General features: G+C 69.9%; 18 protein-coding genes and 1 pseudogene. 11 read left to right on the forward strand and 8 right to left on the reverse strand.

Going from position 1 to position 20,498, the window contains the following annotated elements; genetic code table 11:
- Together LRS07_RS09145 and LRS07_RS09150 are read right to left on the reverse strand one after the other, a co-directional pair.
- Window positions 1-1,622, reverse strand: a pseudogene (locus LRS07_RS09145) (MBL fold metallo-hydrolase).
- Between the two features lie 18 nt (window positions 1,623-1,640).
- Entirely contained in the window at window positions 1,641-2,792 is a 1,152-nt protein-coding gene (locus LRS07_RS09150; RefSeq protein WP_260501617.1) for an acyl-CoA dehydrogenase family protein, read from the reverse strand.
- A 58-nt stretch (window positions 2,793-2,850) separates the two neighbouring features.
- On the opposite strand from LRS07_RS09150, the gene LRS07_RS09155 reads away from it, so the two are divergent.
- The 3 genes from LRS07_RS09155 to LRS07_RS09165 are packed head-to-tail and all read left to right on the forward strand — an operon-like array spanning window position 2,851 to window position 5,338.
- A complete protein-coding gene (locus LRS07_RS09155) occupies window positions 2,851-3,603 on the forward strand; it encodes an electron transfer flavoprotein subunit beta/FixA family protein (protein ID WP_260501618.1) in 753 nt (250 codons plus the stop codon).
- The gene (locus LRS07_RS09160; protein WP_260501619.1) at window positions 3,600-4,541 is read left to right on the forward strand and encodes an electron transfer flavoprotein subunit alpha/FixB family protein; all 942 of its coding nucleotides are present in this window, start codon (window positions 3,600-3,602) and stop codon (window positions 4,539-4,541) included. The genes LRS07_RS09155 and LRS07_RS09160 overlap by 4 nt, the downstream gene beginning before the upstream one ends.
- Complete coding sequence (locus LRS07_RS09165) at window positions 4,541-5,338, forward strand: enoyl-CoA hydratase/isomerase family protein (RefSeq protein ID WP_260501620.1); 798 nt, start codon at window positions 4,541-4,543, stop codon at window positions 5,336-5,338. The genes LRS07_RS09160 and LRS07_RS09165 overlap by 1 nt, the downstream gene beginning before the upstream one ends.
- A 48-nt stretch (window positions 5,339-5,386) precedes the next feature.
- Here the strand turns inward: LRS07_RS09165 and LRS07_RS09170 are convergent, their stop codons facing one another.
- The 5 genes from LRS07_RS09170 to badH are packed head-to-tail and all read right to left on the reverse strand — an operon-like array spanning window position 5,387 to window position 11,037.
- Window positions 5,387-6,568: an acyl-CoA dehydrogenase gene (locus LRS07_RS09170; protein ID WP_260501621.1), complete on the reverse strand. Its 1,182-nt coding sequence runs from the start codon at window positions 6,566-6,568 to the stop codon at window positions 5,387-5,389.
- 17 nt (window positions 6,569-6,585) lie between these two features.
- On the reverse strand, window positions 6,586-8,271 hold the full coding sequence (locus LRS07_RS09175) for an electron transfer flavoprotein-ubiquinone oxidoreductase (RefSeq protein WP_260501622.1): 1,686 nt from the start codon (window positions 8,269-8,271) through the stop codon (window positions 6,586-6,588).
- A gap of 8 nt (window positions 8,272-8,279) precedes the next feature.
- Complete coding sequence (locus LRS07_RS09180) at window positions 8,280-9,440, reverse strand: acyl-CoA dehydrogenase family protein (protein ID WP_260501623.1); 1,161 nt, start codon at window positions 9,438-9,440, stop codon at window positions 8,280-8,282.
- Window positions 9,441-9,456: 16 nt separating this feature from the next.
- Window positions 9,457-10,239: a 2-ketocyclohexanecarboxyl-CoA hydrolase gene (gene badI / locus LRS07_RS09185; protein WP_260501624.1), complete on the reverse strand. Its 783-nt coding sequence runs from the start codon at window positions 10,237-10,239 to the stop codon at window positions 9,457-9,459.
- Window positions 10,240-10,269: 30 nt separating this feature from the next.
- Window positions 10,270-11,037, reverse strand: a complete 768-nt coding sequence (badH, locus tag LRS07_RS09190) for a 2-hydroxycyclohexanecarboxyl-CoA dehydrogenase (RefSeq protein WP_260501625.1) — start codon at window positions 11,035-11,037, stop codon at window positions 10,270-10,272.
- A 105-nt stretch (window positions 11,038-11,142) separates the two neighbouring features.
- Here badH and LRS07_RS09195 point away from each other — a divergent pair, with 105 nt between their 5' ends.
- Window positions 11,143-11,667, forward strand: coding sequence for a MarR family winged helix-turn-helix transcriptional regulator (locus tag LRS07_RS09195; RefSeq protein ID WP_260501626.1), 525 nt, complete (start codon window positions 11,143-11,145; stop codon window positions 11,665-11,667).
- A gap of 50 nt (window positions 11,668-11,717) precedes the next feature.
- On the opposite strand, the gene LRS07_RS09200 is transcribed toward LRS07_RS09195, so the two are convergent.
- Entirely contained in the window at window positions 11,718-12,767 is a 1,050-nt protein-coding gene (locus LRS07_RS09200; protein WP_260501627.1) for an MBL fold metallo-hydrolase, read from the reverse strand.
- Window positions 12,768-12,917: 150 nt separating this feature from the next.
- Between LRS07_RS09200 and LRS07_RS09205 the strand changes: the two genes are divergently transcribed.
- The 7 genes from LRS07_RS09205 (at window position 12,918) to LRS07_RS09235 (ending at window position 20,483) form a co-directional block, all read left to right on the forward strand.
- The gene (locus LRS07_RS09205) at window positions 12,918-14,081 is read left to right on the forward strand and encodes an acyl-CoA dehydrogenase family protein (RefSeq protein ID WP_260501628.1); all 1,164 of its coding nucleotides are present in this window, start codon (window positions 12,918-12,920) and stop codon (window positions 14,079-14,081) included.
- 14 nt (window positions 14,082-14,095) lie between these two features.
- On the forward strand, window positions 14,096-14,887 hold the full coding sequence (locus LRS07_RS09210) for an enoyl-CoA hydratase/isomerase family protein (protein ID WP_260501629.1): 792 nt from the start codon (window positions 14,096-14,098) through the stop codon (window positions 14,885-14,887).
- Window positions 14,888-14,904: 17 nt separating this feature from the next.
- A complete protein-coding gene (locus tag LRS07_RS09215; protein ID WP_260501630.1) occupies window positions 14,905-16,083 on the forward strand; it encodes a lipid-transfer protein in 1,179 nt (392 codons plus the stop codon).
- 151 nt (window positions 16,084-16,234) lie between these two features.
- On the forward strand, window positions 16,235-17,005 hold the full coding sequence (locus tag LRS07_RS09220; protein WP_260501631.1) for an enoyl-CoA hydratase/isomerase family protein: 771 nt from the start codon (window positions 16,235-16,237) through the stop codon (window positions 17,003-17,005).
- A 52-nt stretch (window positions 17,006-17,057) separates the two neighbouring features.
- Window positions 17,058-18,053: a tripartite tricarboxylate transporter substrate binding protein gene (locus LRS07_RS09225; RefSeq protein ID WP_260501632.1), complete on the forward strand. Its 996-nt coding sequence runs from the start codon at window positions 17,058-17,060 to the stop codon at window positions 18,051-18,053.
- Between the two features lie 58 nt (window positions 18,054-18,111).
- The gene (locus LRS07_RS09230) at window positions 18,112-19,299 is read left to right on the forward strand and encodes an acyl-CoA dehydrogenase family protein (protein WP_260501633.1); all 1,188 of its coding nucleotides are present in this window, start codon (window positions 18,112-18,114) and stop codon (window positions 19,297-19,299) included.
- 32 nt (window positions 19,300-19,331) lie between these two features.
- Window positions 19,332-20,483 (forward strand): acyl-CoA dehydrogenase family protein, encoded by a 1,152-nt coding sequence (locus tag LRS07_RS09235; protein ID WP_260501634.1) that lies wholly within the window; start codon window positions 19,332-19,334, stop codon window positions 20,481-20,483.
- Window positions 20,484-20,498: the final 15 nt, after the last annotated feature.

Here is a 20,498-nt window from a genome sequence, read left to right on the forward strand (position 1 = left end):
TCACGCCATCCCGAGCGCGCGGATGCGCTCCACGTGCGCCGCCAGCGAGCGCAGCGCCAGCGGCCACAGCGCGGGCGGGGTGTCGTCGTAGGCGTGCGCGACCCAGGCTTGCAGGCCGCCGTCCGGTGCGGCGCGCATGGCGGCCAGCACTTTCGCTTCGCGTGCCAGGCGGTGCGCCTTCAGCCGCGCGATCGCCTGCGCGGCGAAGCCGATGACGTGGCCGTGCGCCGGCAGGATGAACTCGATGCCTTCGTCCGCGCAGGCGGCGGCCAGGCGGTCCAGCGAACCAAGGTAGTCGTTCATGTCGCCGTCGGGCGGGTCGACGATGGTGGTGCTGCCGTTCAGCACGTGGTCGCCGGAGAACAGCAGGCCGTCCTCCTCGAGCACCAGGCACAGGTGGTTGGCGGCATGCCCCGGCGTGTGCACCACGCGCAGGGTGATCGCGTGTTCGCCGTCATTCAGCCGCAAGCGCTCGCCGTCGGCCAGCTCGCGGTCGGGCGCGAACTCGGCGTTCGGCCGCGCCGTGGGCGCCGACGAAAGCCCCAGCACCGGCGGGCGTTGGCCGGCGAGCGCCTCGCAGGCATCGGCCAGCGGCCGCGCGGCCGGCGAATGGTCGGCATGCGAATGGGTGCAGACGATCGCCTCGACGCGTCCCCCGGTCAGCTCCAACAGGCGCTGCACGTGCTCGGCATGTGGGGGGCCGGGGTCGATCACGATGTGGCCGCTGGCCAGCGTGCCGACCACGTAGCTGTTGGTGCCCGGCCCCGTCATGCGGCCGCCGTTGGGCGCGGTCAGGCGCTGCAGGTGGCGCAGCAGCGGCACCGCCTTCTCGTGCTGCCAGTCGAGCGCGTGGTCGAGCTGGCCCCCTGGGCACACCATCGTCAGCTCGCCGAAGGCCGGCTCGTCTTCCATGAAGCGCTGGACCTCGCCCGCCACCAGCCCCCGCGCGGGCACGAGTTCCACAAGGGCTGGCCCTGCGCGCAGGCTTGCAGCACCGCGTCCACGGTGTCGTGGCATTCCAGCCAGCGCAGCGTGCGCACGGTCGGGAAGACGATCGGCAAGCGGCCGTCCAGCGCGTCGCTGGGCCGCACCCACACTGCCTCGAACTGCTCGGCGCTGTCGGCCAGGGGCTGTTGACCTTGCGGCATGCGCGCGACGAAGAAGGCGGTGTCGAAGCGCTTTCTCTGGGGCTGCGGCGTGAGCCAGCGTGCCAGCAGCCGCACCTGCTCAGTGGCGAGCCGCAGGCCCAGCGCGGCGAGCTGCAGGTACAGCGGCTCGGTGCGCTGCACCGCGGCCAGTTCGCGGGGCGAGGCGTTGCCGCCGTCCGCGCGCACGGCCAGCAGCACGCCGAGCTCCTCGAAGGTCTCGCGCAGCGCGGCCCGCACTTCGGCCGCGCTGGCGCCCCCGCCCGTCTGCGGCGGAATCCCGTCCTCGTGGTCGGCCGGCTCCAGGCCGCCGCCGGGAAACACGAAGGCGCCGGGCAGGAAGCTCGCGGTCGGCGAGCGCTTGGACATGAGCACCTCAATGCCCTGCGCGCCGTCGCGCAGCAGGAGCAGCGTCGCGGCCGGGCGCGGCGTCGCCGCCTCGAGGGGAGGGTAGAGCTGGAAACTGCTTCGAACCATGGTGTGAAGCCGTCGCGGTCAGGGCGCGGCGAGTGCGGGGAGTGAATGCGGCCCCGGTATGCCGATCATCGCCTCGCCGGCGCGCCGTTGCCGCGCATCGGTCCCGCGCCGCCACAGGCCTAGCATGTGGCGCAGGTCGCGCACCAGGCCGGGCAGCGCCGGGGCATGGTCGTCCAGCGGCGCGGCGAGCGACTCGAAGGCCGACTGCCAGCGCGCCAGCGCCTCGTGGACGCCGGCGCAGAGCGCGCCCAGCCGCTCGTCGGGGCCGTGCAGGTCGAGGTGGTGCGCCGCATGCTCGGCCAGCGGCGCGAGCGCTTCCAGCTCGATCTGCAGCGCGCCCAGCTGACGGGTCGGCCGGCGCGCCGGGGGCACCGTGCGCAGCCACACCGCGATCGCGTCGAGTTCGGCCTGCATCGCGCCCAGCATCGGCCCGATCCGCAGCGCCTCCTCGATGGCGCGCAGCGGCCGCGCGATGTCGGCCATCGCGCGGCCGGGCACGCCCAGGCGCTGCGCCTCGTCGACGCGCACGCCCCCCAGGTGCAGGCCGCAGAGGGCCTGCGAGTCCAGCCCCGGGATCCAGACGGCCGGCGCGCGCGACAGCCCCGGCGCGTCGGCTGCGACGACGAAGGCGTCGACGCCCGGGCGGCCATGGCCGTCGACGGCGGTGGCGAGCACCACGAAGGCGTCGGCCGAGGCGCCGTGGTGCACGAAGACCTCGTGGCCGTCCAGCGTCCAGCCGTCGCCGTCGCGGACCGCGCGGCACGAGGGAGTGGCGGGGTGCATGCCGGCTTCGCAGAACGCCAGCGCGACCAGCGTGTCACCGCGCGGCATCGCGCACAGCAGGGCATGGTGTGCCTCGCTGCGGGCATGCGGCGCCAGCACGACGGCGCCGATGAGCTGGTTCGACAGCCACACCATCGCGGCGGCCAGGCTCGCGCTCTTGCGGGCGATCAGCGCGGCGAGCGACGACAGCTCCCAGGCGTCGGCCGGCGGCACCGCACCGGTGGCGTCGTAGCCCAGCGCCAGCAGGCCGCGCTCGCCGAGGTGGCGCCACCAGGCGCGCGCCAGGCCGCGGGCCGCGCCGGCCGGTGACGCGTCGCGCAGCGCCTCGCTCAGCGCCTGCGCCAGGGGCGAGCGCGGCGGGCCCATCGTGTCAGCGGTCATGTTCATGGACAAGCTATCGAACGCTTGTTAGAGTCTAGCCCACTTGAAATTCGTTGGAGAAGCAGTGAAGGTATTGGTCGCCGTGAAGCGGGTGCTCGACTACAACGTCAAGGCCCGCGTGAAGTCCGACGGTTCCGGCGTCGACATCGCGAACCAGAAGATGTCGATGAACCCCTTCGACGAGATCGCCTGCGAGGAGGGGGCGCGGCTCAAGGAAGCCGGCGTCGCGACCGAGGTCATCGTCGTCTCCTGCGGCCCTGCGGCCTGCCAGGAGACCTTGCGCAGCGCGATGGCGATCGGCGCCGACCGCGCCGTGCTGGTCGAGACCGCCGAGGCGCTGGAGCCGCTGGCGGTGGCCAAGCTGATGCGCCACGTGGCGCAGAAGGAAGGCGTGACGCTGGCCATCTTCGGCAAGCAGGCGATCGACGACGACGCCGGACAGACCGGCCAGATGTTCGCCGCGCTGATGGGATGGCCGCAGGCCACCTTCGCCTCCAAGGTGCAGGCCGCCGACGGCGGACTCACCGTCACCCGTGAGATCGACGGCGGCCTCGAGACGCTGCAGCTCACGCTGCCGGCGGTGGTGACGACCGACCTGCGTCTCAACGAGCCGCGCTTCATCACGCTGCCCAGCATCATGAAGGCGAAGAAGAAGCCGATGGAAGTCATCAAGGCCGACACGCTGGACATCGACATCGCGCCGCGGCTGAAGACGCAGAAGGTGATGGAGCCGGCCGCCCGCAAGGCCGGCGTGCAGGTCGCCGACGTGGCGGAACTGGTGAAGAAGCTGAAGGAAGAAGCGAAGGTGATCGCATGAGCGTCCTGGTCATTGCGGAACACGACAACGCGGCGCTCAATCCGTCGACCCTGAACACGCTGACGGCGGCCGCGCGCCTGGGCGGCGACGTCCGCGTGCTGGTGGCCGGCAGCGGCTGCGGCGCGGTCGCGCAGGCCGCGGCCGGCATCGCCGGCGTGTCCAAGGTGCTGCTGGCCGACGCCGAACACCACCAGGCCCAGCTCGCCGAGACGCTGACGGAACTGGTGGTCGGCGTGGTGCGCGCCGATGGCGGCTGCACCCACGTGCTGGCGCCCAGCACGGCCTTCGGCAAGAACGTGCTGCCGCGTATCGCCGCGCTGCTCGACTCGTCGCAGGTCTCCGACGTGGTGGCCGTCGAATCGGCCGACACCTTCGTGCGTCCCTTCTACGCGGGCAACGCCCTGGCGCGCGTGCAGTCCAGCGACCGGGTCAAGGTGCTGAGCATCCGCACCACGGCCTTCGACGCCGCGGCGACCGGCGGCAGCGCGAGCATCGAGAACCTCGCGTCGACGGCGCCGGCCCAGCCGAGTTCGCGCCTGGTCCGGCGCGAGCTCGTCAAGTCGGAGCGGCCGGAACTCACGGCGGCCTCGATCGTCGTGTCCGGCGGACGCGGCATGGGCTCGGCGGAGAAGTTCAATGCGGTGCTCGAGCCGCTGGCCGACAAGCTCGGGGCCGGGCTCGGCGCGTCGCGGGCGGCCGTCGACGCCGGCTACGCGCCGAACGACCTGCAGGTCGGCCAGACCGGCAAGATCGTCGCGCCCACGCTGTACGTCGCGGTCGGCATCTCGGGCGCGATCCAGCACCTGGCCGGCATGAAGGACAGCAAGGTCATCGTCGCGATCAACAAGGATCCCGAGGCGCCGATTTTCCAGGTGGCGGATTACGGCCTCGCGGCGGATCTGTTCACCGCCGTGCCCGAACTCGTGGCAGCGCTCTGATGAGCGGCGACATCCGCTTCGAGGTCGACGCCGACGGCATCGGCACGCTGACCCTGAACCGCCCGGACAGGCTGAACGCGTTCGACCTCGCGATGGTGGATGAGTGGCAGGCCACGCTCGAACGCGCGGAGGCCGACGACAGCGTCAAGGTCGTCGTGCTCACCGGCGCGGGGCGGGCCTTCTGCGCCGGCGGCGACTTCGACGAGATGGCCAAGTTCAGCGAGCTCGACAGCCTGGGCCGCAAGAACTTCCTGTTCAAGCACGTTCATCGCGTCGCGCTCACCATCGAGCGAATGGACAAGCCGCTGATCGCCGCGATCAACGGTGCGGCACGCGGCGCCGGCTGCGACATGGCGCTGATGTGCGACCTGCGCGTCATGGCGCAGTCGGCCACGCTGGCCGAGAGCTACATCGAGATCGGCCTGATCGCCGGCGACGCCGGCGCCTGGTACCTGCCTCGCCTGATCGGCACGGCGCGCGCGCTGGAGCTGTTCTGGACCGGCCGCGTGGTGCGCGCAGACGAGGCCGAGCGCATCGGCATGGTCAACCGCGTGGTGCCCGACGACGAGCTGATGGCCGCCACCTACGAACTCGCGCGCACCATCGCGTCCAAGCCGCAGCAGGCGGTGCGCTTCTTCCGCCGCACGGTCTACCAGAGCCAGACGATGGCGCTGGCCACCCACCTCGACATGGTGTCCTCGCACATGGCGGTGATGGAGGACACCCCGGAGCACAGGGCCGGCATCGAGGCCTTCCGCAGCCGGCAGCGCGCCGCCAGGGCCAAGAAGCCGACCTAGCCGCCGCCGGGCGCGCGCGGTGAGCGCGCGTGGCCGCGGCCGGCGTCGTCAGAACGCGGCGATGCCGGTCATCGCGCGCCCGAGCACCAGCGCGTGGATGTCGTGCGTGCCCTCGTAGGTGTTCACCACCTCGAGGTTGACCAGGTGGCGTGCGACGCCGAACTCGTCGCTGATGCCGTTGCCGCCCATCATGTCGCGCGCCACCCGGGCGATGTCCAGCGCCTTGCCGCAGGAGTTGCGCTTCATGATCGAGGTGACCTCCACCGCTGCGCCGCCTTCGTCCTTCATGCGGCCCAGGCGCAGGCAGCCCTGCAGGCCCAGCGTGATCTCGGTCTGCATGTCGGCCAGCTTCTTCTGGATCAGCTGGTTGGCCGCCAGCGGCTTGCCGAACTGCTTGCGGTCGAGCACGTACTGCCGCGCGCGGTGCCAGCAGTCCTCGGCCGCGCCCAGCGCACCCCAGGCGATCCCGTAGCGCGCGCTGTTGAGGCAGGTGAACGGGCCCTTCAGCCCGCGCACATCGGGGAAGGCGTTCTCCTCGGGGCAGAACACGCCGTCCATCACGATCTCGCCGGTGATGCTGGCGCGCAAGCCGACCTTGCCGTGGATGGCCGGGGCACGCAGGCCCTTCCAGCCCTTTTCCAGCACGAAGCCGCGGATGGCGCCCTCGTCGTCCTTGGCCCACACGAGGAACACGTCGGCGATGGGCGCGTTGCTGATCCACATCTTGGCGCCGCTCAGGCTGTAGCCGCCGGGCACCTTACGCGCGCGCGTGACAATGCTGCCCGGGTCGGAGCCGTGGTCGGGCTCGGTGAGTCCGAAGCAACCTATCAGCTCGCCGCGCGCCAGCCGGGGCAGGTACTTCTGCCGCGTCGCCTCGTTGCCGAACTCGCTGATCGGCACCATCACCAGCGAGCTCTGCACGCTCATCATCGATCGGTAGCCGGAGTCGACCCGTTCGACCTCGCGCGCGATCAGGCCGTAGCAGACGTAGTTCAGGCCCGCGCCGCCGTAGGTCTCGGCGATGGTGGGCCCGAGCAGGCCCAGCTCGCCCATCTCGCGGAAGATGGCCGGGTCGGTTCGCTCGTGCCGGAACGCTTCGAGCACGCGCGGCGCGAGCCGGTCCTGGCAGTACGCGCGCGCGGCGTCGCGCACCGCGCGCTCGTCGTCGGTGAGCTGCTGCTCGAGCAGCAGCGGGTCGTCCCAGTGGAACTCGGTGCGGTGTGAAGTCATGGGGTCTTTCGAGCGGGTCACATGCCCGCGTAGTTGGGTCCGCCGCCGCCCTCGGGCGCCACCCAGACGATGTTCTGTGTCGGGTCCTTGATGTCGCAGGTCTTGCAGTGCACGCAGTTCTGCGCGTTGATCTGCAGCCGGTCGTCGCCGTCGTCGGTCTTGACGAACTCGTACACCCCGGCCGGGCAATAGCGGCTTTCGGGTCCGGCGTAGCGCGCGAGGTTCACGGCCACCGGCACGCTTTGGTCCTTAAGCGTGAGGTGCGGGGGCTGGTCTTCCTGGTGATTGGTGTTGCTGACGAACACCGAACTCAGGCGATCGAAGCTCAGCTTGCCGTCGGGCTTGGGGTAGGCGATGGGCTTGGAGGCCTCGGCCGGCCGCAGCGCGGCGTGGTCGGCCACCTTGCGGTGCACCGTCCACGGCGGGCGCTTGATGCCCAGCCGCGGCAGCAGCCACTGCTCGATGCCGGTCATCAGCGTGCCGACCGTCGAGCCCTTCTTGAACCACTGCTTGAAGTTCTTGGCGCGCTGCAGCTCGTCGTGCAGCCAGCTCTGCTCGAATGCGCTGGGGTAGGCCGTCAGCTCGTCGCGTGCGCGGCCCGCGGCCAGCGCCTCGAACGCGGCCTCCGCGGCCAGCATGCCGGTCTTGATGGCCGCGTGGCTGCCCTTGATGCGCGACGCGTTCAGCGTGCCAGCCTCGCAGCCGACCAGCGCACCGCCAGGGAACACCAGCTTGGGCAGGCTCAGCAGCCCGCCCGCGGTGATGGCGCGCGCGCCGTAGCCGATGCGCTTGCCGCCTTCGATGTGCGCGCGGATGGACGGATGCGTCTTCCAGCGCTGCATCTCCTCGAAGGGGCTCAGCCACGGGTTCTTGTAGTCCAGCCCGGTGACGAAGCCGAGCGCGACCTTGCCGCCTTCAAGGTGGTAGAGAAAGCCGCCGCCGTAGGTGTCGGGGTCCATGGGCCAGCCGGCGGTGTGCACCACCAGGCCGGGGCGGGTCTGCGCCTCGGGCACTTCCCACAGCTCCTTGATGCCCAGGGCGTAGCTCTGCGGATCGCGGCCCGCGTCCAGCGCGTACTTCGCGATCAGCTGCTTGCCGAGCTGCCCGCGCGAACCTTCGGCGAACACCGTGTACCTGCCGAGCAACTCCATGCCGAGCTGGAAGCCCTCGTTGGGCTGGCCGTCGCGCCCGATGCCCAGGTTGCCGGTGGCGACGCCGCGCACCGCGCCGGCGTCGTCGTAGAGCACCTCCGCCGCGGGAAAGCCGGGAAAGATCTCGACGCCCAGCGCCTCGGCCTGCTCCGCCAGCCACCGCGTCACCGCGCCGAGGCTGATGACGTAGTTGCCTTCGTTGTGCAGGCAGTCGGGCACCAGCCAGCCGGGCGTCTTGCGTGCGCCGGTCTCGCTGAGGAACAGCACCTCGTCGCCGGTCACCGGCTGGTTCAGCGGCGCCTCGCGCTGCTGCCAGTCGGGGATCAGCTCGGTGAGGGCACGCGGGTCCATCACCGCGCCGCTCAGGATGTGCGCGCCGGGTTCGGAGCCTTTTTCGAGCACCACCACCGACACCTCGCCGCCGCGCTCGGCGGCCAGCTGCTTGAGGCGGATGGCGGTGGAGAGGCCGGCGGGGCCGGCGCCGACCACGACCACGTCGTAGTCCATCGATTCGCGCGGCCCGTGCTGCGCGAGGATTTCAGAGGGTGTCATGTCGCTGGTCAGTCGCCGCGCATCAGCGCGCGACCGATGATGAGCTGCTGGATCTGCGTCGTGCCCTCGTAGAGCCGCAGCAGCCGCACGTCGCGGTAGAAGCGCTCGACCTTGTACTCGTTGATGTAGCCGGCGCCGCCGTGCACCTGCACGCCGCGGTCGGCCACGCGGCCGACCATCTCGGTGCAGAACATCTTGGTGCAGGCCGCGCGCATGCTCACGTCCGGGTCGCTCTTGCCGGCCGGCTTGGCGTCGTAGCGGGCGGCGCAGTCCTGCACCATCGCCCAGCCGGCGTACAGCTCGGCCTGGCTGTCGGCGAGCATGGCCTGCACCAGCTGGAACTCGCCGATCGCCTGGCCGAACTGCTTGCGTTCGCGCGCGTAGCCCACGGCCTCGTTGAGGATGCGCTGCGCCATGCCGCAGGCCACCGCCGAGATGTGCAGGCGCCCGCGGTCCAGCACCTTCATCGCGGTCTTGAAGCCCTTGCCCGGGACGCCGCCGATGATGTTGGCCGCCGGGACGCGCACGTTCTCGAGGATGACGTCGCAGGTCTTGGTGCCGCGCTGCCCCATCTTCTTGTCGGGCTTGCCCAGCGAGAGGCCCGGCAGGTCGGCCGGCACGATGAACGAGCTGATGCCGCCCGCGCCCGGCCCGTCGGTGCGTGCCATCAGCGTGAACGCGCCGGCGCGCGGCGCGTTGGTGATGAAGCGCTTGCCGCCGTTGAGCACGTAGAAGTCGCCGTCGCGCTCGCCCCGCGTCTTGATGGCGGCCGCATCCGAACCTGCGTCGGGCTCGGTCAGTGCGAACGACATCATCAGCTCGCCGCTCGCCACGCGCGGCAGGTAGTCGGCCTTCTGCGCCTCGGTGCCGTCGATCAGGATGCCCTGCGAGCCGATGCCGACGTTGGTGCCGAACACCGAGCGGAAGGCCAGCGCGGTCTGCCCGAACTCGTACGCGACCCGGCACTCCTGGCTCATCGACAGTCCGATGCCGCCGTACTGCTCGGGGATGGACAGGCCGAACAGGCCCATCTCCTTCATGTCGGCCACGATGTCGGCCGGCACGTCGTCGAGTTCCTCGACCGCGTTCTCTGCGGGAACAAGGCGGTCGCGGATGAACCGCTGCACGGTGGCCAGCAGCAGGTCGAAGGATTCGTTGTCCAAAGCCATGGGTCGGGGCGCGCGGCTACTTCGCGTACTTGCGGAAATCGGGCTTGCGCTTCTCGAGGAAGGCCTTGACGCCCTCGCGCGACTCCTCGGTGTCGTAGTACATCTTCAGCGCGTACATGCCCATGCCGGCGATGCCCGCCTGGTGCGCCGTGTCCATGTTGAACGAGCGCTTGGCGATGGCCAGCGCGGTCGGGCTGCGCTCCATGATCTCGTCGCACCACTTCTGCACTTCGGCGTCGAGCTGGTCGTGCGGCACCACGGCGTTGACCAGGCCCATGGCCAGTGCCTCGCTCGCCTTGTAGCGGCGGCACAGGTACCACATCTCGCGCGCCTTCTTCTCGCCGACCACGTGGGCGAGGAAGGCGGTGCCGTAGCCCGGATCGACGGAGCCGACCTTGGGGCCGACCTGACCGAACTGCGCCTTCTCGGAGGCGATGGTGAAGTCGGAGATGGTGCACAGCACGTTGCCGCCGCCGATCGCGTAGCCCTGCACGCGGGCGATGACGGGCTTAGGCACGTCGCGGATGGCGTTGTGCAGCTCTTCGACCGGCAGGCCGATGGTGCCGCGGCCGTCGTACTGGCCGTCGTGGGCGGACTGGTCGCCGCCGGTGCAGAAGGCCTTGTCGCCCGCGCCGGCGAGCACGATGACCCCGATCGACTTGTCGTAGCCGGCGCGGTTGACCGCGTGGATCAGCTCGTCGCAGGTGCGGCCGCGGAACGCGTTCATCTTGTCCGGCCGGTTGATGGTGATCCAGGCGGCGCCGTTGCGCACCTCGAACAGGATGTCTTCGTATTGCATGGGGAGTCCTTGGGGGAAAGGAAAAGGGGGTCAGCCGGCCATCGTCAGGCCGCCGGAAACGCTCAGCACCTGGCCGGTGACGAAGGCCGCGTCGTCGCTGGCGAAGAAGGCGATGGCGCCGGGCAGGTCGTCGGGCTGGCCGATGCGGCCCAGCGGAATCGAGCGCTCGAAGGCCTGCATGAGCTTCTCCGGGTTGGAGGCGGCATTCTTGAAGTCGGCGAACAGCGCGGTGTCGGTGGGGCCGGGGCACACCACGTTCACCGTGATGCCGTGGCGCGCGTGCTCTCGCGCCAGCGTCTTCGAGAACGACACCAGGCCGCCCTTGCACGCCGCGTACACCGCCTCGCCCGAAGAGCCCACCCGCGCCGCGTCGGACGACACGTTGACGATGCGGCCGCGGCGGCGCTCGACCATGCCGGGCAGCACCGCGTGGTGCATGTGCAGCGCGCCGACGAGGTTGACGGAGATCAGCCGTTCCCAGTCCGACAGCTCGGTCTTGGTGAAGGGCTTGAAGACGTCCCAGCCGGCGTTGTTGACCAGCACGTCGATGGGGCCCAGGGCGCTGCCGACCTGCGCGATGGACGCGTCCACGCTGGCGCGCTGCGTGATGTCGCAGGCGAAGGCCTGGGCGCGGCCGCCGGACTCGCGGACGGCCGCGGCCACTTTCTCGGCGGCTTCGAGCCGCACGTCGAACACCGCCACTTGCGCGCCTTCGGACGCCAGGCGCCGGCAGGTGGCCCCGCCGATGCCGCCACCGCCGCCGGTGACGATCGCCGTCTTGCCATCGAGTCTTTGCATGGAGTCTCCTTCTTCGCGCGGGTGCTCAGCGATTTATGACAATAGATTGTCGGAGGTTAAACTGCCAAGGCCGACGACGCAAGATCGAGATCCTGAGGAAATCCCATGCCGAAGCACGACGACACGAGCACGACGGCTCGAAGCGAATTGGCCAACAGGTTGTTCTTCCGCCTGTACCAGTGCGCCAACATGCTGCACAAGACGGGCACGCGTGCGGTGGAGGCCGAGGGGCTGACGACGCAGCAATGGGCGGTGCTGGGCGCGCTGTCGCGCCCGCAGGCCGAAGGCGGCATGAGCGTGGGCAACTTGGCGCACTACCTGATGGTGAGCCGCCAGAACCTGGCCGGCCTCATCAGCCGGATGGAGCGCGACGGGCGCGTGAAGACCGTGCCCGACGGCAAGGACCGCCGCTCGCGGCTGGTGACGATGACGAAGTCGGGTCGACGCGTGTGGACGAACGAGGCGCGCCCCAAGATCGATGCCTATTACCGCGAGGCCCTGGACGGGTTCTCGACCGACGATGTGACGCACACGCTGCATTACATGCTCAAGTTGCTCGAGAACATGCGACGCCTGGACGGCGGCGAGGGCGGGGCGGTGGGAGTGCCGGGCGAAGAGGCGGCGGAGTAGGGCGCGGGCCGAAGCCGCGGTGCGCCCGCTTCGCCGGCGCGGCTGCGGGCTCACGTCGCGGGCGTGAGGCGATACCACGCCACGCCGTCCGGGTCATCCTCGCGGGTCAGCTCGCCACGGCGCAGCAGGTGGTTCAGGCAGGCCAGGCTCTCGCCGGTCGCCAGGCCGAGCAGCGCCACGTCCGACTCGACGATGCTGCGGGCGAACAGCGCGCCGAAGACGTCGATCGCGCGCTTGGGTTCCTTCAGCGTGCGCCGCAGCCGCTGCAGCGCGCGCTGCTGTCCCTCGCGCAGTGAATTGATGCGGGCGTGCAGGCCGCGAAAGCACTCGTTGTGCGACGGCAGCACGAGCACGTCGTCCGGCACCAGCCGCTGCAGCTTGTCGAGCGAGGCGAGCCAGTCGGCCATCGGGTCGGCGTCGGGCTCGATGGGGTATACGGACACGTTCGACGAGATGCGCGGCAGCACCTGGTCGCCCGAGATGAGCACCTTGAGTTCGGGGCAGTAGAGACACGCGTGCTCGGGCGAGTGGCCGTTGCCGACGATGACCTGCCAGGCGTGCGCACCGATGCGCAGCTCCTCGCCGTCGGACAGGCGGCGGAAGCTGTCGGGCAGCGCGTGGATGTTCTTGCCGAAATTGCCGAAGCGCGCCCGGTAGGCCTCGATCACCGCATCGCCCCAGCCGGCGCGGCGGTAGAAGCGAATCGCGTCGGGCGGCGCTTCGCGGCCGCTGTCCGAGACCGCGGCGCGGCAGCTCAGGTACTCCAGCCGGGTCATCCACAGCCGCACGTTGAACTTGCGCGTCAGCCAGCCGGCCAGGCCCACGTGGTCGGGGTGCATGTGCGTGACGAACACGCGGGTCAGCGAGCGGTGGTCGGGCGAGTTGCTGAACAGTTCGCGCCACACCGCCACCGCGTCGTCGGTCCGCACGCCGGCGTCGACCACGGCCCAGCCGGCGCCGTCGTCGATCGCCCACAGGTTGATGTGGTTGAGCGCGAAGGGCAGCGGCATGCGTATCCAGTGCACGCCCGGCACCACCTCGGTCGTGCGGCCCCGCGGCGGCGGCTCGGCGAAGGGGTACTCCAGCGTGGGCCTGCTCACCGGCAGATCGTCCAGTCCATCCAAGCCATTCTCCGAGTCTCTACCTAACAGCTGTTTGGTACTATAGCTTCGCGCCGTCCTGATCCCCCGTGAGCGGTGGTCCCTCGTCGCTCTCCCAACATGGCCTTTGTGCGCCAAGGAACCTCAACGATGCTTTTCAACGACGACCAGGCAGCCCTGCGCGACGTGGCACGCCGCTACGCGCGCGAGAAGCTGCGGCCCGACTACCAGAAGCGCGAGGCCGCCACAGCGATCGATCGCGCGCTGATGAAGGAAATGGGCTCGCTGGGCCTGATCGGCGTCGACCTGCCGGAGGAGTACGGCGGGCTCGGCGAGAGCAGCGTCACCGCCGGCCTCATCATGGAGGAGATCGCGTACGGCGACTTCAACGTCGCCTACGTGCAGCTGCTGTGCTCGCTGATGGGCGCCATCATCCACCGCGCGGCCAACCCCGAGCTGGCGCGCCACTGGATCACGCGGATGGTGGCGGGCGAGGCCATCATGGCGCTGGGCCTCACCGAACCGCGCGGCGGCTCGGACGCCGCGAACCTGATGCTGAAGGCGCGGCGCGTCGGCAACGAATACATCGTGTCGGGCGAGAAGACCTCGATCAGCTTCGCCGACCAGGCCGACGCGATCGTGCTGTTCGCCCGCACCGGCCAGCCGCAAGAGGGCGCGCGCGGCATCAGCGCCTTCCTGGTGCCGTTGGACCAGCCGGGCGTGTCGTGCACGCATTTCAACGACGTCGGCAGCAAGATCGTCGGCCGCGGCTCGGTGTTCTTCGACGAGGTGCGCGTGCCGGCCGAGAACCTGCTCGGGCAGGAGGGCAAGGGCTTCACCGAGGTGATGCAGGGATTCGACTTCAGCCGCATCCTGATCGCGTTGCAATGCCTCGCCGCGGCGCAGGCCTCGATCGACGAGACCTGGGACTACGTGAAGGAGCGCAACGCAATGGGCGCGCCGCTGGCGCAGTACCAGGGCGTGTCGTTTCCGATCGTCGAGTTCGAGACGCTCGTCGCGGCCTGCCGCGAGCTGTGCTACCACGGCCTCGCACTGCGCGACGCCGGCCAGCTGCACACGGTGGAGTCGGCGATGGTGAAGTGGATGGGTCCCAAGACCGCCTTCGACGCGATCCACCAGTGCATCCTGACCGCGGGCCACTACGGCTGGTCGATGGACCTGCCGCACCAGCAGCGACTGCGCGACGTGATGGGCCTCGAGATCGGCGACGGCACGGCGCAGATCATGAAACTCATCGTCGCGCGGGAGCGTGCCGGCCGCATCGCGGTGCAGTACGCGGAGAAGCGGAAGTGAGCGCCGCATCGCCCGTGCAAGTGAGCCGCGTGGACGCCGTGGGCGTCATCGAACTCGCGCGGCCCGACAAGTTCAACTGCCTCTCGATGGCCGCCTACCGCGCGATCGGCGCGGCGCTCGACGAATTCGAGCCCGCCGACTCCGGTGTACGCGCGCTGTTGATCCGCGCCCAGGGCAAGCACTTCTGCACCGGGGCCGACCTCGACGAGGTGAAGGCGCTGCGCGAGGACGCGCGGCAGATGGCGGAGTTCATCGCTTTAGGCCACCGCGTGCTGCAGCGCCTCGAAGGCAGCGACCTGCCGGTGGTCGCCGCCTGCCAGGGCCTCGTGCTGGCGGGCGGCAGCGAGCTGATGATGGCCTGTGACGTGGTCCTGGCCGCCAGCGATTTCCGCATCGGCGACCAGCACGCGCAGTACGGACTCATCCCGGGCTGGGGCGGCAGCCAGCGCCTGCCGCGCATCGTCGGCCTGCGCCGTGCGCTGGACCTGTTCCTCAGCGCACGCTGGATCGACGCGCCAGCCGCCCTGCAATGGGGGCTGGTGAACCAGGTGGTCGAGGCCGGCGCGCTGGCCGATGCCAGCCTCGACTACTGCGCCAAGCTCGCGACGCGCAGCCGGCAGGGCCTGGCGACGATGAAGCGCCTCGCGCGCCGGGGCCTGGAGCTGCCGCTCGCCGAGGGCCTCGCGCTGGAGCAGGAGCTGGCCGTCCCGGCGCTGCTCGGCGACGACGTGGGCGAGGGCCTCGCGGCGTTCGAGCAACGCCGCACGCCGCAGTTCTCGCCGTCACCTAACACCCGATCGAGCTAGTTCAACAGGAGTCCGTCATGAGCAACACAGTCGTGGTCGCAGGCGTCGGCATGATTCCCTTCACCAAGCCGGCCGCCAGCGAGCCCTATTTCGCGATGGGCGCGTCCGCCGCACGGGCCGCGCTCGCCGATGCCGGGCTGGACTACGCCCAGGTGCAGCAGGCCTTCGTCGGCTACGTCTACGGCGACTCCACCTGCGGCCAGCGCGCGCTGTACGAGGTGGGCCTGTCGGGCATTCCCATCGTCAACGTGAACAACAACTGCTCGACCGGCTCGACCGCGCTGTACCTGGCGCGCCAGGCCGTGCTGGGCGGCGCCGACTGCGTGCTGGCGCTCGGCTTCGAGCAGATGAAGGGCGGCGCGATCGACACCTACTTCAAGGACCGGCCGTCCAGCTTCGACCGCTTCGACGCGATCTGCAACACGCTCGTCAACGAGCCCGAGGTGCCGCTGGCGATCCGCTATTTCGGCGGTGCCGGGATGGCCCACATGGCCAAGTACGGCACCAAGCCCGAGACCTTCGCGCGCATCCGCGCCAAGGCCAGCCGGCACGCGGTCCATAACCCGATGGCACTGTTCCGCAAGGAGGTCAGCACCGAGGAGGTGATGGCCGCGCCGGCGCTCATCGGGCCGATGACGCGCCTGATGGCCTGCCCTCCGACCTGCGGCGCTGCGGCGGCCATCGTCTGCTCGGAGGAGTTCGCGAAGCGGCACGGCCTGGACGCGCGCGTGCGCATCGTCGCGCAGGCGATGACCACCGACGGCCCGAGCACGTTCGACAGCGGCGACATGATGAAGCTGGTCGGCGCCGACATGACGCGCGAGGCCGCGCGCCGCGTCTACGAGCAGTCGGGCCACGGGCCGCAGGACGTGGACGTGGTCGAGCTGCACGACTGCTTCGCCACCAACGAGCTGATCACCTACGAGGCGCTCGGCCTGGCACCCGAGGGCGGCGGCGAGCAGTTCGTGATGGACGGCGACAACACCTACGGCGGGCGCGTGGTCACCAACCCGTCGGGCGGGCTGCTCTGCAAGGGCCACCCGCTGGGCGCCACCGGCCTGGCGCAGTGCACCGAGCTTGTGCAGCAGCTGCGCGGCCGCGCCGACAAGCGCCAGGTGGAAGGTGCCCGTTTGGCGCTGCAGCACAACCTCGGCCTCGGCGGCGCCTGCGTCGTCACGATGTACCAGGCCGTCTGATCCGGCGTTCCGATACTTGCCGCCATGGCGGCGGCAAAGGATGTGTAGTACGCTCAACCTATCGGTTGTTAGGTTGACGAGGCGCCAAGCGCGGCATGCCGCCGCCGGTCCCTGTCCGGGGCAGCCCCTCTCCCGGACGGAAGGAGACACTGTGACGGTTCGAGTGGAAGTCGATGCAGGCATCGCCCGGGTGACCCTGGACGCCCCCGCGCGCCTCAATGCGCTGAGCGCCGAGATGAAGGACCGGCTGATAGCCACCTTCCAGGGCTTCGCGGAGGACGACGCCGTGCGGGCCGTCATCCTTACCGGCGCCAACAAGGCCTTCTGCTCGGGCGCCGACGTCACGTCGATGGGCAAGTCGGACATCCGCAGCGGGCGGCGCCGGCTGGCCACCGCCCACGCGCTGATCCGCGCGATGGTCCACCTCGAGAAGCCCATCATCGCGGCGGTGCGCGGGCCGGCCGTCGGCATCGGCTGGAGCCTCGCGCTCGCCAGCGACTACATCCTCGCCACGCCCACCGCGAAGTTCGGGCAGCTCTTCAAGAAGGTCGGCCTCGCGCCGGACGGCGGCGCTGCCTTCCTGCTGGCGCAGTACGTCGGCGTGCTGCGCGCCAAGGAGCTGGTGATGTCCGCACGCATCGTGTCCGGCGAAGAGGCGATGCGCCTGAACCTGCTGACCGAGCTGGTCGACGACGACAAGCTCGACCAGCGCGCGATGGAGATCGCGACCGAGCTCGCGGCGTCGGCCGGCCTCGCCCTGGGCATGGCCAAGCGCCTGTTCGTCGGTGGCGCGGGCCTGGGCATCGACGCCTTCCTCGAGCTCGAGTCGCACGTGCAGAACCAGCTGCTCGCCACCCACGACCACAAGGAAGGCGCGGCCGCCTTCGTTGAAAAGCGCGCGCCCAGGTTCGAAGGTCGCTGAGAGCCAGCACGCGCCGCGTGCCGACCCGTCCACTTCCCCCGAGGAGACGACAGTGAATCGACTGCAACGGATGTTCGCGGCCGCGGCCGCCTGGCTGCTGGGCGCCGCGTCGCTGGCGGCGCTTCCGCAGGCCGCCCTGGCACAGGCCGCGGCCTACCCTTCGAAGCCCATCACCTTCGTGGCGCCGATCCCGCCCGGCGGCAGCACCGACGTGCTGGCGCGCGACGTCGCGCGCCGCCTGCAGGAGCGCCTCGGCCAGCCGGTGATCGTCGAGAACAAGCCGGGCGGGGCGGGCAGCATCGGCTCGGCCCCGGTGGCGCGCGGGCCGGCCGACGGCCACACCATCCTACTGGTGAATACCGCGCATGTCATCAACCCGCACGTCTATTCGAAGCTGCCCTTCGACGCGATGAAGGACTTCACCCCGGTGGTGTGGATGACCTCGCTGCCGTTGGGCCTGTACGTGAACTCGTCGTTCCCGGCCAGGACGCTGGCCGAGTTCATTGCGACAGCCAAGGCCCAGCCGGGCGCGCTGAGCTTCACGTCCTCGGGCAACGGCGGCGCCACCCATCTCTTCGGCGAGATGTTCATGCTGCAGTCGGGCACGAAGATGGTCCACGTGCCCTACCGCGGCAGCGCGCCGGCGATCGCCGACGTGGTCGGCGGCCAGGTGCCGGTGGCCATGGCCGACGCTCCGCTCGCGGCGCCGCACGTCAAGAGCGGCGCGCTGCGCGCGCTGGCGGTGACCTCGAAGACGCGCGTGGCGGCGATGCCCGACGTTCCGACCTTCGGCGAGGCCGGCCTGCCCGGGCTGGAGAACTCGGTCTGGATCGGCGTGCTGGCCGCGGCCGGGACGCCGCCGGACATCGTGCGCAGGCTAAACCGCGAGATCGTCGCGATCGTGCGCGAGCCCGCGATGACGCAGCGCTTGGTCGAGTTGGGCTTCGAGATAGTCGGCAGCACGCCGGAAGAGTTCGGCGCCCAGATGCGCCAGGACTACGAGCGCTTCGGCGCCATCGTTAGGAACGCCAAGATCAAGATCGATTGACCCCGCGGCGGCGCCGGCACCGCGCGTACGGCCGGCCCCTTGCTGCGACGAAAGGCAGATGAAGATGGATCAACAGGCAGTCTCCGCGGCCGAGCTCGACGAGTTCCGCGCCACGCTGCGCAAGTTCGTCACCGACGCGTTCGCGGCCAAGGCAGCGCACTGGGACGAGAAGGAAGAGTTTCCGCAGGAGAACCGCGCGCTGCTGGCCCGGCTCGGCTACCTGGGCCTGGTCATCCCAGAGCAGTACGGCGGCTCGGGCCTGTCCATCCTGCACGCCACGGTGTTCCTGGAGGAAGTGGCGCGCGTGTGCTTCAACACCGCGCTGATCTGCCAGCTCGCCGTCAACGGCCCGTCGCGCGCGATCGAGATCCTCGGCTCGGAGGAGCAGAAGCAGCGCTTCTTGCCCAAGTGCGCAAGCGGCGAATACATGTTCGGCATCGGCATCAGCGAGCCCGGAGCAGGCTCGGCCGTCACCGACCTGGTGACCTCCGCGGTGCCCGACGGCGACCACTTCGTGCTCAACGGGCAAAAGGTGTTCTGTACCGGCGGGCATTGGGCGACCCACGTGCTGGTGTTCGCGCGCTTCGGCAAGACCAGCGGCGCCAACGGCATCGGCGCGCTGCTGGTGGAGAAGGGAACGCCGGGCTTCGAGGTCAGCAAGCCCGACCGCAAGATGGGCGGGCGCGGCGTAGCCGAGGTCGAGCTGTTCTTCGACAACTGCCGCGTGCCCAAGGAGGACCTGCTGGTGGTCGGCGACGAGAAGTCGACCAAGAGCTTCCGGCTGCTGATGAACTCGTTCGGGCCCGAGCGGGTGGGCAACGCGGCGATGTGCCTGGGCGTGGCCCAGGCGGCCTTAGAGCAGGCGGTGTCGTACACGCAGCAGCGGCCGCAGTTCGGCCGGCCGATCTGCGAGTTCCAGGGCATCCAGTGGAAGATCGCCGACATGTCGACGCAGATCCACGCGGCGCGGCTGATGATCCATCACGCCGCCACGCACCTGGAAAACGGCTTCCCGAACCCGCTGGCCGCCGCGCACGCCAAGCTGTACGCCAACGAGATGGTGCAGCGCGTGACCAACGAGGCGCTGCAGGTGCACGGCCACTACGGCTACACGCGCGATTTCCCGCTCGAACGCATGGTGCGCGACTCGCGCGGCTTCGCGCTGGGCGGGGGCACCGTGGAAATCCTGCGCAACACCATCGCCTCGCTGGTGTACGGCCGCAGCTTCAACCAGCGTCGCGGCTGACGCGCACAACCGGCACAGCCAAGGAAACCGCCGTGGATTTCGAATTCACCGAAGAGCAGAACATGCTGCGCGACAGCGTGCGCAAGATGCTCGACCGCATCGCCACGCCCGCGTACATCAAGGACACCGACGCCAACGCGCGCTACCCCTACGAGGTGTACGACGCCTTCCTCGAGATGGGCCTGATCTCGATGGTGTTCCCCGAGGAATACGGCGGCCTGGGCGGCAACGTGATGGACTTCACCATCATCAGCGAGGAGCTGGGCCGCAAGAGCTACGACATGCTGGGGGCCTACGGCACCTCGGTGTTCAACGGCCTGAACTTGCTGCACAACGGCACCGAGGCGCAGAAGCGCCACTACCTGCCCAAGCTGATGTCGGGCGAGATCCGCATGTCGATCTCGATGACCGAGCCCGACGCCGGCTCCGATGCCGGCGCGATGCGCACCACGGCGCGGCGCGAAGGCGACGAGTGGGTCATCAACGGCCAGAAGGTGTTCGCCACGGCGGCCGGCGCCAAGGACAACCTCATCTGTGCCTACGTCAAGACCGACAACAGCGTGCACTATAAGGACGGCATCTCGCTGTTCCTGGTCGCCAACACGCTGCCCGGGCTGAAGCTGCGCAAGCTCGACACGCTGGGCCGCCGCTCGCTGGGCACCTACGAGATCTTCTTCGACAACGTGCGGGTGCCGGCCGACTGCCTGGTCGGCGAGCCCAACCGCGGCTGGCACTACATGTTGTCGGGCCTGCAGCTCGAGCGTCTGATGACCACCGCCGGCTACAGCGGCGCGGCGCAGAACGTGCTCGAACAGGCCGTCGCTTACGCCAGCGAGCGCAAGCAGTTCGGCAAGGCGATCGGCAGCTTCCAGTCGATCGCCCACATGCTCGCCGACATGGCGACCGAGGTCGAGGCCAGCCGGCTGCTCCTGTGGCATGCCGCCTGGCAGCTCGCCAGCGGCAAGGACGCGCTCAGGGCGCTGTCGATGGCCAAGCTGTTCGGCTCCGAGACCTATGCGAAGGCGGCCAACACCGGCATGCAGATCATGGGCGGCTACGGCTACATCATGGAGTTCGATATGCAGCGCCACTACCGCGATGCACGCTCGACGACCATCACGGCGGGCACCTCGCAGATGCAGCGCAACATCATCGCTAAGCTGATGGGCCTGAACGCGAAGTGAGCACGGAGCACAACG

It is taken from the genome of Aquabacterium sp. J223, from assembly GCF_024666615.1.
Taxonomy (GTDB): Bacteria; Pseudomonadota; Gammaproteobacteria; order Burkholderiales; family Burkholderiaceae_C; genus J223.

What these genes read in the sequence shown, in the direction of transcription:
- badI (WP_260501624.1), bottom strand. Translation starts at nt 10,239, where the DNA reads ATGCAATACGAAGACATCCTGTTCGAGGTGCGCAACGGCGCCGCCTGG.
- LRS07_RS09195 (WP_260501626.1), top strand. Translation starts at nt 11,143, where the DNA reads ATGCCGAAGCACGACGACACGAGCACGACGGCTCGAAGCGAATTGGCC.
- LRS07_RS09215 (WP_260501630.1), top strand. Translation starts at nt 14,905, where the DNA reads ATGAGCAACACAGTCGTGGTCGCAGGCGTCGGCATGATTCCCTTCACC.
- LRS07_RS09170 (WP_260501621.1), bottom strand. Translation starts at nt 6,568, where the DNA reads ATGACTTCACACCGCACCGAGTTCCACTGGGACGACCCGCTGCTGCTC.
- LRS07_RS09165 (WP_260501620.1), top strand. Translation starts at nt 4,541, where the DNA reads ATGAGCGGCGACATCCGCTTCGAGGTCGACGCCGACGGCATCGGCACG.
- LRS07_RS09150 (WP_260501617.1), bottom strand. Translation starts at nt 2,792, where the DNA reads ATGAACATGACCGCTGACACGATGGGCCCGCCGCGCTCGCCCCTGGCG.
- LRS07_RS09205 (WP_260501628.1), top strand. Translation starts at nt 12,918, where the DNA reads ATGCTTTTCAACGACGACCAGGCAGCCCTGCGCGACGTGGCACGCCGC.
- LRS07_RS09175 (WP_260501622.1), bottom strand. Translation starts at nt 8,271, where the DNA reads ATGACACCCTCTGAAATCCTCGCGCAGCACGGGCCGCGCGAATCGATG.
- LRS07_RS09180 (WP_260501623.1), bottom strand. Translation starts at nt 9,440, where the DNA reads ATGGCTTTGGACAACGAATCCTTCGACCTGCTGCTGGCCACCGTGCAG.
- LRS07_RS09160 (WP_260501619.1), top strand. Translation starts at nt 3,600, where the DNA reads ATGAGCGTCCTGGTCATTGCGGAACACGACAACGCGGCGCTCAATCCG.
- badH (WP_260501625.1), bottom strand. Translation starts at nt 11,037, where the DNA reads ATGCAAAGACTCGATGGCAAGACGGCGATCGTCACCGGCGGCGGTGGC.
- LRS07_RS09230 (WP_260501633.1), top strand. Translation starts at nt 18,112, where the DNA reads ATGAAGATGGATCAACAGGCAGTCTCCGCGGCCGAGCTCGACGAGTTC.